Origin of the sequence: Parvimonas parva, from assembly GCF_016552165.1 — a bacterium.
Taxonomy (GTDB): Bacteria; Bacillota; Clostridia; order Tissierellales; family Peptoniphilaceae; genus Parvimonas; species Parvimonas parva.
In genome coordinates this window covers 32,604-45,823 of record NZ_JACVDA010000006.1, presented here as the reverse complement: position 1 = coordinate 45,823, position 13,220 = coordinate 32,604, and the positions used below count along the sequence as shown (strand labels likewise).

The 13,220-nt window shown below is 27.9% G+C and carries 10 protein-coding genes and 3 tRNA genes; 11 read left to right on the top strand and 2 right to left on the bottom strand.

Features of this window, described 5'->3' with window-relative positions:
* Window positions 1-32: 32 nt before the first annotated feature.
* Window positions 33-1,496 (bottom strand): IMP dehydrogenase, encoded by a 1,464-nt coding sequence (guaB, locus tag IBJ83_RS02865; RefSeq protein ID WP_068473923.1) that lies wholly within the window; start codon window positions 1,494-1,496, stop codon window positions 33-35.
* Window positions 1,497-2,023: 527 nt separating this feature from the next.
* On the opposite strand from guaB, the gene IBJ83_RS02860 reads away from it, so the two are divergent.
* From IBJ83_RS02860 to IBJ83_RS02830, 7 genes are all read left to right on the top strand, one after another.
* Window positions 2,024-2,099: transfer RNA gene (locus IBJ83_RS02860), tRNA-Phe, on the top strand.
* Window positions 2,100-2,102: 3 nt separating this feature from the next.
* A tRNA-Gly gene (locus tag IBJ83_RS02855) sits at window positions 2,103-2,177 on the top strand.
* A gap of 9 nt (window positions 2,178-2,186) precedes the next feature.
* Window positions 2,187-2,260: transfer RNA gene (locus IBJ83_RS02850), tRNA-Cys, on the top strand.
* A gap of 58 nt (window positions 2,261-2,318) precedes the next feature.
* Window positions 2,319-3,854, top strand: a complete 1,536-nt coding sequence (locus IBJ83_RS02845; protein WP_201275238.1) for a Mur ligase family protein — start codon at window positions 2,319-2,321, stop codon at window positions 3,852-3,854.
* Window positions 3,855-3,934: 80 nt separating this feature from the next.
* Complete coding sequence (gene asnB / locus IBJ83_RS02840; protein ID WP_201275237.1) at window positions 3,935-5,758, top strand: asparagine synthase (glutamine-hydrolyzing); 1,824 nt, start codon at window positions 3,935-3,937, stop codon at window positions 5,756-5,758.
* Between the two features lie 11 nt (window positions 5,759-5,769).
* Complete coding sequence (locus tag IBJ83_RS02835) at window positions 5,770-6,957, top strand: carboxylate--amine ligase (RefSeq protein WP_201275236.1); 1,188 nt, start codon at window positions 5,770-5,772, stop codon at window positions 6,955-6,957.
* The gene (locus tag IBJ83_RS02830) at window positions 6,957-7,640 is read left to right on the top strand and encodes an aspartate/glutamate racemase family protein (RefSeq protein WP_201275235.1); all 684 of its coding nucleotides are present in this window, start codon (window positions 6,957-6,959) and stop codon (window positions 7,638-7,640) included. Before IBJ83_RS02835 ends, IBJ83_RS02830 begins: the two co-directional genes overlap by 1 nt.
* 13 nt (window positions 7,641-7,653) lie before the next feature.
* Here IBJ83_RS02830 and IBJ83_RS02825 read toward each other — a convergent pair whose 3' ends face one another.
* On the bottom strand, window positions 7,654-9,594 hold the full coding sequence (locus IBJ83_RS02825; protein WP_201275234.1) for an acyltransferase family protein: 1,941 nt from the start codon (window positions 9,592-9,594) through the stop codon (window positions 7,654-7,656).
* 320 nt (window positions 9,595-9,914) lie between these two features.
* Here IBJ83_RS02825 and IBJ83_RS02820 point away from each other — a divergent pair, with 320 nt between their 5' ends.
* From IBJ83_RS02820 to IBJ83_RS02805, 4 genes are all read left to right on the top strand, one after another.
* On the top strand, window positions 9,915-10,361 hold the full coding sequence (locus IBJ83_RS02820) for a Dps family protein (RefSeq protein ID WP_201275233.1): 447 nt from the start codon (window positions 9,915-9,917) through the stop codon (window positions 10,359-10,361).
* A 447-nt stretch (window positions 10,362-10,808) separates the two neighbouring features.
* Window positions 10,809-11,147, top strand: a complete 339-nt coding sequence (locus IBJ83_RS02815; RefSeq protein ID WP_201275232.1) for a type II toxin-antitoxin system PemK/MazF family toxin — start codon at window positions 10,809-10,811, stop codon at window positions 11,145-11,147.
* Between the two features lie 16 nt (window positions 11,148-11,163).
* Window positions 11,164-12,036, top strand: coding sequence for a hypothetical protein (locus IBJ83_RS02810; RefSeq protein ID WP_201275231.1), 873 nt, complete (start codon window positions 11,164-11,166; stop codon window positions 12,034-12,036).
* 15 nt (window positions 12,037-12,051) lie between these two features.
* The gene (locus IBJ83_RS02805) at window positions 12,052-13,161 is read left to right on the top strand and encodes an FAD:protein FMN transferase (protein ID WP_201275230.1); all 1,110 of its coding nucleotides are present in this window, start codon (window positions 12,052-12,054) and stop codon (window positions 13,159-13,161) included.
* The last annotated feature ends 59 nt before the right edge of the window (window positions 13,162-13,220 follow it).

Below are 13,220 nucleotides of genomic sequence, written 5' to 3'. Positions count from 1 at the left end.
CGCTTTAAAACGAATAGCCTTTTTCTATATAACTATTTAGAATAGTTTGGAGCTTCTTTTGTTATTTGAACATCATGTGGGTGAGATTCTATAAGACCAGCACCTGTCATTCTAACAAATTGAGCAGTTTCTCTTAAAGTTTCTAAGTCTTTTGCTCCTGTATATCCCATACCTGCTCTAATTCCACCAACGATTTGGTAAATTGCATCTGCTAATGTTCCTTTGTAAGGAGTTCTTCCTTCAATTCCTTCTGGAACAAGTTTTTTGCCATCTTCTTGGAAGTATCTATCTTTTGAACCTTTTTCCATTGCGGCAAGAGAACCCATACCTCTATAAGTTTTGAATCTTCTTCCTTGGAAAATTTCAAATTCTCCTGGTGATTCGTCAGTACCTGCAAGCATTGAACCTAACATTACAACATTTCCACCTGCAGCAAGTGCTTTAACAACATCTCCTGAATATTTTAATCCACCATCAGCGATGATTGTTTTTCCCATTTCTCTAGCAACAGTTGCACAATCATATACAGCTGTAATTTGAGGAACACCAACTCCTGCAACAACTCTTGTTGTACAGATTGAACCTGGACCTACACCAACTTTAACAACATCTGCACCTGCCTCAAAAAGAGTTCTAGTTGCATCAGCTGTTACAACATTACCTGCGATAATATCAAGTTCAGGATATTTTTCTTTGATTTCTTTAACTTTTTTAACAACTCCCATTGAATGACCATGAGCAGTATCGATAACCACAGCATCAACTCCAGCGTTTACAAGAGCCTCTAATCTTTCAAAAGTATCAGCACCTGTTCCAACTGATGCAGCTACAAGTAATCTTCCTTGAGCATCTTTTGCAGAGTTTGGATATTTAACAACTTTTTCAATATCTTTAATAGTTATTAATCCAGTTAAAATTCCCTTGTCATTTACAAGAGGTAACTTTTCGATTTTGTGATTTCTTAAAATTTGAGCAGCCTCATTTAAAGTAGTATTTGAAGGAGCTGTTACAAGATTTTCTTTTGTCATTACAGTATCAATCTTTACTGAATAATCTTCTAAAAATCTTAAATCTCTATTAGTCAAAATTCCAACTAATTTTTTTTCTTCTAAAGAATTTACAATAGGGACACCTGAAATTCTATATCTTCTCATTAAGTCCTCAGCCTCTTGAACTTTATGTTCCGGAGTTAAGAAGAATGGGTCATTTATAACACCGCTTTCTGAACGTTTAACTTTTCTAACTTCTTCAGCTTGTTGTTCAATAGGCATATTTTTATGTATTACCCCAAGACCACCTTCTCTTGCCATTGCTATTGCCATTTTGTGTTCTGTTACAGTATCCATTGCAGCAGAAACAACCGGAATATTTAATTTGATTTTTTTAGTAAGTTGTGAAGATAAATCAACGTCCTTTGGTAAAACTTCACTTCTTGCTGGAATTAAAAGTACATCATCAAATGTTAAGCCTTCTTTTTGGAATTTTGTTTCCCACATATTATTTTTTCTCCTCCTGATAAAATTATTTTTTTGTCCTAATTATTTTTTGAAAAATTTAAAAAGCAATTAAATTAAAATTTATCAAAAAATATATTAACATATATTATACAACAATAAAAAAAAAAATCAATTAAAAAACGGCAAAAAATAAAAAAAATTTTAAAAAAATTTTATTTTTGTTCAAAATTTTAAATTTACAGCAATTTGAGATTAATTAATAGCAACAATATTTTTAGAAAAATACTTGACAATGTTATATTAATATTGTATAATATCAAGGTACTTATGAGTTAAGATTATTTTGTTTTTTATTGATTTATATTTCAATATTATCAAAGAAAAAATTTGAATAATTTATATGCCCAGATAGTGAAAAGTCGGTATAAGGAAGTGGCAAAAACAACGAAGTTGTTTTTAGGCAATGCCTTAGTTTAGTGCGAAGCACGAGAGAATGAGCTATCGTGAGAAATGATATAAGTTTAAAACAGAATAATTTTTTAGAAAAAACAAAATAAGTGTTATATGCCCAGATAGCTCAGTCGGTAGAGCAGAGGACTGAAAATCCTCGTGTCGGTGGTTCGATTCCGCCTCTGGGCACCATATGCGGGAGTGGCTCAGTGGTAGAGCATCGCCTTGCCAAGGCGAGGGTCGCGAGTTCGAATCTCGTCTTCCGCTCCATTTCAATTTGGCGACATAGCCAAGTGGTAAGGCAGAGGTCTGCAACACCTTCATCTCCAGTTCAAATCTGGATGTCGCCTCCAAGGTCTCTTATGAGACCTTTTTTTGTTATTTAGTTTTTTGTTTTGAAAGGAGTATGTTATGAAATTAAAAACTCTTTTAGAAGATTTAGAAATTTTAGAAGTAAAAGGTAATTTAGATATTGAAAAAGAAATTGAAAAAATAGAATATAATTCAAAAAATATTTCAGGAAATGATATTTTTGTAGCGATAAAAGGATATAAAACAGATGGACATATCTATATAGATTCAGCTAAGGAAAAAGGCTGTTATGCTTGTATAGTTGAGGACTTTGTTGATACAGATATAATTCAAATTAGAGTTAAAAATTCAAGGTCCGCTCTTTCAAAAATTTCTCATAATTATTATGGTAAGCCGAGTAAAGATTTAGATGTTATTGGAATTACTGCTACAAATGGTAAGACTACAACAAGTTTTATGCTTAAAAATATTTATGAAGAGGCAGGACTTAAGGTTGGAATTATTGGAACGGTTTTTGTAAAAATTGATGATTTTATGATTCCGTCTTATTTAACAACTCCTGAAAGTTTAGATTTACAAAAGTATTTGAGTATTTTTAGAGAAAAAAATGCTGATAAGGTAATTATGGAAGTTTCTTCTGCAGCTTTAGAGTTGGATAGAGCAAAGGATGTTGATTATAATATTGTAAGTTTCCATAATTTAAGTAAAGAACATATGGAGCAACATGGTAGCTATGAGGCATATAAAAGAGAAAAGTCCAAGCTGATAACTGAGGCTAAGGAGCATCAAATAGCTCTTTTGAATTTTGATAATTTGGAGATAAAAGAATTAGCCTCAAAAACTAAGGCTAAAGTTTTTTCTTTATCATTGGATAGTTTAGAAGAAAATTTTTCAATGAAAAATCTAGACTTATCAACAGGTCGTGGTAAATTTGATTTTATCATAAATAGAGATATTGAAACTAAAAACGGAATTTTGAAAAAAGGTGAATTTCATATTGAATTAAATACTGCCGGTTTTAGCTCTGTTATGAATTCAATGGTGGCGATAGGAATAGCTCTTTTGGACGGAATAAGTATTTCAACAATTCAAAGTGCTTTGAAAAAATTTAGAGGCGTTGAAAGAAGATTTGAAATTATTTTTGAAAAAGATTTTAAAATAATTGATGACCATTTTGCAAATGAAGTTAATATCGATGTAACTCTTGAAACACTTTGTAAAATGCAGTATAACGATATAAAATTTTTATATGCAATAAGAGGAAATCGTGGAGTTGAACTAAATGAAGAAAATGCTTTAAAAATTATTGAGTGGAATGATAAATTAAAATTAAAAGAAATATATGCAACTTTAAGTAAGGATACGGTTACTTGGAAAGATGAAGTTTCCAACGAAGAAAGAGATATATTTTTGAAAATTATGAACGAAAACAATATAAAGGTTCATTTGTTTGACACTTTAAAAGAGGCTGTTGAAACTGTTATTGACCTTGCACAAAAAGACGATGTTGTTATGTTTGCAGGTTGTCAAGGAATGGATAAGGCAGGTAGAATTGGACTTAACTATATTTTGGAAAAAAACAGCTCTTATGATAGAGAGGAAATTTTATTTCCATTAAAGGATAGAATTGTTTAAAATTTGTAAAATGAGATATAATATGTTACAATAAAATTTACAGTAAAAAAGAAATTTTGAATTATTCTTAAGGAGAAAATATGTGTGGATTTGTAGGATTTTATAGTAAAGATATAAAAGACGAAAATATAATAAAAGAAATGAATAGTCAGATAGTTCATCGTGGACCTGACAGTGATGGCTATTATTTTGATAAAGGAATTAATTTTGGTTTTAGAAGACTTAGTATAATAGATTTAAATGAGGGCTCTCAACCAATTTTAAATGAAACTGATGATATTGCTATAATTTTTAATGGAGAAATTTACAACTACCAAGAAATTAAAGCTGATTTATTAGAAAAAGGATATAAATTTAAAACAAATACGGATACAGAAGTAATTTTGCATGGTTATGAAGAATATGGCGAAGAAGGTATTTTAGCTAAACTAAGAGGTATGTTTGCTTTTACTATCTGGGATAGCAAAAAAGAAAAACTTTTTGGGGCGAGAGACCACTTTGGAATTAAACCATATTATTACACAATGATAGACGGAGATTTTGTTTTTGGCTCTGAAGTAAAATCATTTTTGAAATATCCAAAATTCAAAAAAGAAGTAAACAAAAAAGCTCTTAAACATTATCTTGTTTTTCAATACAATCCGTTAGAGGAAACTTTTTTCAAAGGGGTAAAGAAACTTAGACCGGGTCATTATTACATTTTTGAAAATGGAAAGTTGGAAATAAAAAGTTATTACAATATAAGTCTTGACTATAAGGAAATGACTTTTGATGAGGCTGTAAGTAAGATTGAAAAAGAAGTTGAAGAGTCAGTTAGATACCATAAGATTAGTGATGTTGAAGTTGGTTCTTTCCTTTCAGGAGGTGTTGACTCAAGTTATGTAGTTGCAACAGCAATGCCAAATAAGACTTTCTCTGTCGGCTTTGACAATAAAGGATTTGACGAAACTGTTTATGCAAAGGAGCTTTCTGATAGTCTTGGAATAGAAAATTATTCAAAAATAATTACTCCTGACGAATTTTTTGAGGGAATAAATAAAGTTCAATATTATTCAGATGAACCACATGCAAATCTTTCATCTGTTCCATTATACTTTTTATCAAAACTTGCAAGAGAACAGGTAAAGGTAGTTTTATCCGGAGAAGGTGCTGATGAATTATTTGCAGGATATAATGAATATGAAGAGGCACTTCCACAAAGAATTTATAAAAAATTACCATTTTGTTTAAGAAGTAAATTATACAAAAAATTCAAAGACAAAAAACATTTTAGTGGTAAAACTATTATTATGAAATACGGACAAAAGGTTGAAGACAGATACATTGGACAAGCTGATATAATGTCTGATGAACAAGCCAATTCAATTTTGAAAGAAAAGTATAAAAATTCTGAAACTTCAAGAGATTTAACTAAAAAATATTATGATAAAGTTAAGGATATGGACGATGTTTCAAAAAGATTGTATCTTGATATGAATATGTGGATAATTGATGATATTTTGCTAAAGGCAGACAAAATGACTATGGCAAATTCTATTGAACTTAGAGTTCCATTGTTAGATAAAAAAATGTGGGAACTTGCAAGGTCAATCCCTGTAAAACATAAGGTAAACGGAACAACTACAAAATATGCTTTTAGAAAGGCTGCTAAAAACAAATTGCCGGAGGATTGGGCGAAGAGAAGAAAAGCAGGTTTCTTAGTTCCTTTTGTAAATTGGATTAAAGAAGAAAAATATTATAATATAGTTAAAGAAGTTTTCAATAAAGAATTTGTCGGTGAATTTTTTGACGTTGAAAAGATAAATACACTTTTGGATAATCACTTTAATAATGTAGAAAATAATGGACGTAAGGTTTATACAATTTATACATTTTTAAAATGGTATGAACAATATTTTAATTAAGAGGTAGAGTTATGAATAAAGCGGTTGTTTTAGGCTGTAATTATTATATAGGACTTAGTATGATAAGATGTTTGGGTCGTGAGGGAGTTCATGTTGTTGCTTGCGATTATGATTTTGAAACTTATGGTGCAAAGTCAAAATATATTTGTGAATTTCTTAAAGTTTATGATTTGAATGAGAATGACGAACAAACTTTTTTAGATTTAATTGAATATGGTAAAAAGCAAGATGAAAAACCGGTTATATTACCATCACATGATAAATATGTAGAGTTTATAGATAAATATTATGATGAGCTTGAAAAATATTATTTGATTAGTCAAGTTAGGGGTCTTAATACTAAGTTGATGGATAAGTGGGTTTTATACGATATTGCCAAAGAAAACGGAGTAAAAATTCCTACTACAATTAATGCAAATGATGAAAAATTAGTTGAAAAAGTAAAAAATGAAGTTGGATTTCCTTGTATCATCAAGCCTGTTGATACTGTAAAGTTTACTAAGGTCTTTAGAAATAAAGTTTTTATCTGTAATAATGTTGAAGAAATGGAAAACGGAATAAAAAAAGCGAAAGACAATGATATAGAAATCTTTATTCAAGAAATTGTTCCGGGTTTTGATGATTGTATGTTGACTTATGATTATTATATCGACAAAACAGGAAAGACTACTCATTATATGACGGCACAAAAGAAAAGACAATGGCCAATTAACTTTGGAGCATCTTGTTTTGCAATTCAAAAGTACAATCAAAAATTAATTGATATGTCAAAGCCTTTCCTAGAAAATATAGGATATAGAGGTTTTGGAGAAATAGAATTTAAAAAGCATGAAAAAACTGGAGAAATCTATCTGATAGAAATAAATGCAAGGACAACTAATTTTAATGATTTGCTTTATAAAGTTGGACTTAATATGCCTTATATTGCATATCTTGATTTAACCGGAAATTTAAAAGATAGTGATTGTAAATATATCGACTATGATACAAATTATGCTTTTATTTACGGCTTTGAAGATATGGTTGCAATTTGGCGTTATAAGAAAACTAAACAAGTTGGAATTTTGAAATCTTTAAAGATTTCATTTTCAAGCAAATGGGCTCCTGCAATTTTTGCTACTTATGATTTGAAACCTTGGTTTTTCTTTAATAAAATTCTATTGGGAAAAGTTTTTAGAAAAATATTTAGGAGGAAATAGTGTATAAACTGGGTGTTATTGGAGGTATGGGACCTTTAGCAACTGTTAATTTTTATGAAAAAATAGTTTTAAATACAGATGCACATAAGGATAACGAACATATTGATTTGATTGTATTAAATCATTCAACTATGCCTGACAGGACAAAATGTATTATTGAAAATAGAAAAACTGAATTTTTAGATGCAATAAGAAAAGATTTTGAAACTCTTGAAAAAATTGGAGTTAATACAGTTGCTATTCCTTGCAATACAAGTCATTACTTTTATGATGAATTTAAAAATTTTACAAATTTAAAAATCATAAATATGATTGAAGAAACTATTTTAGAAATAAAAGATAGAGGAATAAAAAAAATAGCTGTATTCGGAACACTTGGGACACTAAATTCAAAAGTATATGAAAAGTATGCCGATAAATATGGAGTTGAAGTTAAAGAAATTTCTTTGGAAGATAAAAATTCCGTTATGGATATAATCTATAATATCAAAGAAACAAATAATTTAGAAAATACAGATTTTATTGAAATTTTAAATAGATATTGTGATGATGAAACTATTGGAATAATAGCTTGTACTGAACTAAGTCTTTTAGATATTGATAAAAAAATAAATACAATTGATGCGCTTAATGTTCTTGTGAATAAAAGCATTGAACTAAGTGGAGCGAGTGTAAAAAAGTAATTTAAAAGGAGCATTACGCTCCTTTTTTTATGTGTTTACTTAATTCTGTTTTTAATAATTCGGTGTATTCTTTTGCGCCTTTTTCATTCGGGTGAGTAGCATCTTTGTAAAAAATTTCTTTTTTGTTTTTAGCAACAGAATACCAGTCTATCATTTTAACATTTTCCATTTCATCTGAAATTTCTTTTATCGTTATATTTACTTGTTCTTCCCAAGGTTCAGGAACAACGCAGTTAATTAAAAAGATTTGTCTTTTTTCTAAAGATTTTAAATATTCTTTAAACTTTTCTTTGTCTATTTTGTAATTAGTTCCTAAGTGGATTACAACAATATCTTTTATATTATTCTTTTTATTTAAATCTTCTAAAACTTTTGGTAAATCCCAAGCTTGCCTACTAACTTTTGCATCTATAACAGAATTTTTAAACTCTTCCTTCATTTTATCGGCAGATGATAACATTACACTATCTCCGATAAATGTAATACTTTCTTTTGAAATATCTACTTTATTTTCTTCTTTATCTTTAGCTATTTCTCTTGCAACTTTTTTGTCAGGAATTTCTAAATAATTTTCTTTTTCTTCATTATTTTTTTGTATATTTTCAAGTTTATTCTTTAACTCATCAATATCATTTGATTTTTGTGAAAGAGATAAAATGGAAGTAGAAAATATTATAAAAATCGCTAAAATGCCAACAGATGCAAAAAGATTTTTATTTGTTATATCTTCTTCACATTTTTTATTTATATACCTTAAATAATTCTTTTTACCTTCAAAAACTCTATAACTTATTTCTGCAAAAATAATTGAAAATATAAATTCAATAAAAACTAAATATATAACAGAAATTTTACTCCACTTTAGAAAATCTCCTATAAATATAGTTATAGGGTATTGCCACAAATAAAGGCTATAACTTCTTCTTCCAACTACTGTAAAAGGAGTTAAACTTAAAAGTTTATTCATTATATTGTCTTTTAAAAGTATAAAAACTAAAAACAGACCAATAAGTAATGAGTAAAAATACATACCGAATTTATAAACTATATCTAATTTTGCATCCAGTATTATTGAAATATAAATTATAAAAGAAAATAGCATTACAGAAAAAATATTTATACCGATATTTCTTACTTTTGAAAATTCTAAATTTTGTACTTTTTTTCTTGGATATAAACAGCCAAACAATGAGCCTATTAAAAAACTGAATGCTCTAGTGTCTATTCCATAGTAGATTCTTGAAACATCTGTATTTGGACTATATAGTAAATACATTGTTAGAGCAGATAGTATAGATAGAATAAAAGTTATAATAGCTATATTTTTTCTTTTTAATTTTAAAGTTCCATAAAGTATTGAAATCAAGATTGGCCATATTAAATAGAATTGCACTTCAAGACCCAAAGACCAAAGATGAGTAAATGGATTTGGATTTCCATGTGATTCAAAATAAGATAAGCCATGTATTATTTGGTAAATGTTGTTTATTCCAAAAAGTGAGCTGAATAAATTTCCAACATATCCATTTAGCATATCATTAAAGAAACATAATACTAATAAACTTACTATGCTAAGCATCGGTAACAAAGGAGTATATAGTTTTATAATTCTTTTTTTCCAAAAGTTTAAAATATTCAGATGAATATGCTCGTCCATTTCTTTTAAAAAATTATCAGTTACTAAATATCCACTTAAAACTAGAAAGATTACAACACCGAGATACCCACCGGCAATTTTATGTGGAATTATATGATAAAGCATTACTAAAATTACGGCGATTGCACGAAGTCCGTCAAAACTTTTTATATAATTTGTATTTTGTATTAAATTTTCTTCTTTGTTATTAGATAAATTTTTATCGTTTTTTAAATTTGTCTTTTTAATTTCACCATTTTGTAAATTTCTTTTTTTAGTGAAATTTTTTTTATTATTATCTATGTTAAAATTTTTCATTTTCTTCATTCCTTAATAAATTTGTCTATTAGAAATTATAACAGAAAAAAAAATAAAAGCAATTACAAAAATGTTACAATTTAGCCGTTTTTAAGATAATTATTGCTTGATAAAATTATCATTTTCCATTTAAGAAATAAATTCATAAAAAATTTTAAAAAGCACACCAAATATGTGATTTGAAATAGTTTTTTTGCTAAAATACTTACCACAAATATTAAAAAAAAATTTTTGAAAAAATTTGAAAAAAAACTTTATTTTTTTTTATAAATGGGTATATAATTATTGTAAATGATAATACACTTAGGAGGAATAAAAAAATGAAAGATTTTAAAAGTTTAAATGTTTATTTATCAAACATCGCAGTTATGACTACAAAATTGCATAACTTACATTGGAATGTAGAAGGAAGAAACTTCTATCAAACACATACATTCACAGAAGGATTATATGATACATTCTTTGAATGGTATGATGAAGTTGCTGAATCAATTAAAATGAGAGGTGGATTCCCTTGTGCATCATTAAAAGAATATATTGAAATTGCTACAATTAAGGAATTAGAATCAAAGAAAGTAACAGTTGACGAAGTAAATGAAATAGTTATGAATGACTTAGTTGCTCTTAAAGAAGAAGCTACTAAAATCAGAGAAGAAGCTGATGAAGCTGGAGATTTCATAATCGTTGGAATGTTAGAAGGACATATTGGCGAATTACAAAAAAATATTTGGTTCTTCAGAGCATCAAAACCTTGTTGTCAAAAATAAAAAAAATATTTTTAGCACCCGAAAGGGTGCTTTTTATATGCAATTTTATTATAAAATAAAAGCAATTTTAAGTATCCTGTTTTTAATGAAAGTGCAAATAAATTCATTCCGGTTAAAGATATGCTTGTAAAATACATTGGAATAGAAATTGTGATTTGTTTTGTTGCACTTATTGTTTCTGCTATCTGTTGTATGCTATATGTGAGTGCAAAGGATAAAAAAAGAGGAAAGTAGTATTGAATTATTTAGTATATATAATTTCATATGAAATTTAGAATAATAAGAACAAAAATTATATTAACTTTTAAACATCCGTTCGGGCGTTTTTTTTCGATTTTTTTCAATAATAATTATTAAGTATTGATTTATTTTCCATAAAACTATATAATAATTAAATAAGATTATTTAAGAGGGAGTGCTTTTAGTTTTTGCTAAAAGAAAAAATATATGAAGGTAAAAAGAGGCGATATTTTTTATGCTGATTTAAGTCCCGTTGTTGGTTCAGAACAAGGGGGAGTAAGGCCTGTTTTGGTCGTGCAAAATGATATTGGAAACAAATATAGTCCAACTGTTATTATTGCAGCTATAACTTCTCAGATGAATAAAGTGAAACTTCCTACTCATGTTGAAGTTTCATCAGAATTTGGACTTCCTAAAAATTCTGTGGTGTTATTGGAGCAAATAAGAACGATAGATAAAAAAAGGCTTAGAGAAAAAGTCGGTTTTACTGATGAGTTCTTTATGAAAAAAGTTAATGAGGCTCTTATAAAGTCTGTTGGAGTTTAATACATAGAGGGAAATTATGCTTGAATTAGTTAAAAATATAGAATTTATAAAGAATAAAAATTTAAGAGTAGAAAAAATAAATGACAAGGAATTTTTTTTAGAAAACGAAAAAGAAAAGTTTATTTTGAATTTATTTCCTTATGGAAAATTTTCCAAGATAAATAAAATTTTTGATTGTTTAAATAATTTATCAAATAATTTTTCCAATATTTCTTATGAGAATATTGGAATTTTGGACGATAAGTTTTGTTATAGAATTATTCCTTTTGTTGTTGATGAAAAAAATAGTTTAAGTGATGATGATGCTTATAAGATTGGTTTTGAAATAGGAAGATTTATTTTTGAATACCACAAGAGCTTTCAAGGAGCGGATTGTGGTAGGTGGAATAAGCATTATAATTATAGAATAAATAAATTTTTGCATAAGTACGGACTTGGAAAGTACAGGGGAAATTTAGAATATGTTCTTTTTGATTTTCTTGAAAGAAACAGATATTGTTTGAAGGAGAGAACTTGTACAACCATTATCGGAATTAATGGGCTTGAGGATATAAAAATTTCAAAAGACGGCAAGTTTCAAATAATCGAGGAGTACAAAATTTTAAGGTCAGATTCATATTTTGAATTTAGAAATATGAATTTATATCACGAAAATAATTCCAGTTTATTGACAGGTGTTGTTAATGGATATTTTGACAATAATGTTCCAAGAGCATTTTTTAAACTTTTAGGAGTATATACTATAATTGAAAATTTATATGATATTTTTGTAGAAAACAAGAATGTCGATGACGAATATATAACAGAGAAAATAAAAGAGATTAACGATGTTTATGACGGATTTTCAAGTATATATCCTATTTGGTATTTAAGACATAAAAATTTTTAGTAAAGTTGTGGGAAGATGAAGAAATTTAATAAAAGTATTATAGTTTTGTTATTATGTTGTTTAGTTTTTAGTGCTTGTTCGAAGAATACTGAAAAGGTAACAACTAAAAAAGAAGTTAAGGAAAATGAAAGTGCAAGTTTTAAAAAGTTTTCAAAGGGATTTTTTGGAGTTTTTGATACGGATATAGCTTTTAGTGCATATTGTGCGAGTGAAAAAGAATTTAATAAATATTTCAAATTTTTAGAAGAGGATATGAAAAGATATCATAACCTTTATAATTCTTTTGAAAATGCGAATGAAAATAATATAAAGACGATTAATGATAATGCAGGAAAAGAACCTGTAAAGGTGGATAAGGAAATCATAGAGCTTTTGGAATTTTCTATTGAGAACTATAAGAAGTTGTCTAATAAAACTAATATCGGACTTGGGAGTGTAACAACTCTTTGGAGAGCAGAAAAGGACTTGTCTGTTAATCTTAAAGGTAAATTACCTGATGCAAATAAGATAAAAGAGGGATTGAAACATACAAATATTGATAATATTGTAATTGATAAAGAAAAAAGTACGGTTTTTCTAAAAGATAAAGATATGCGACTTGATGTTGGAGCTATTGCAAAGGGATATTCTGTTGAAAAAGTTATGAATAAACTAAAAGAAATGGGACTTAAAAGTGCAATAATTTCAGCTGGAGGAAATGTAAAAGCTATCGGTAGTCCTTTAGAAAAAGATAAAAATAAATGGGGAATCGGTATTCAAGCACCTACTTTTGATTCAAAAAAGGTTGAAATTCAAGAAGTTATTTTTACAGATGAAACTTGTGCCGTAACAAGTGGAGATTACCAAAGATTTTATTTTGTAGATGATAAGGCTTATAATCATATTATTGACCCACAAACAGGTTATCCTAAAGATAAAATTAAAAGTGTTACAATTCTATGCAAAGACTCAGGACTTGCCGATTTTATTTCAACAAGTTTATTTTTAATGGACGTTGAAGAAGGAAAAAAACTTTTAGAAAAAGTTGAAGGTACAGAGGCTTTTTGGATACTTGCAGACGGAAGTGTTCATTATACTAAAAATATGGAAAAATTATTGCAAAGTAAAGGTGCTACAAATAAATAGATTATGAAAAAATTTTTTGTAAATTTAATTAAAGACATATTTTTACAAGAACTTGATGA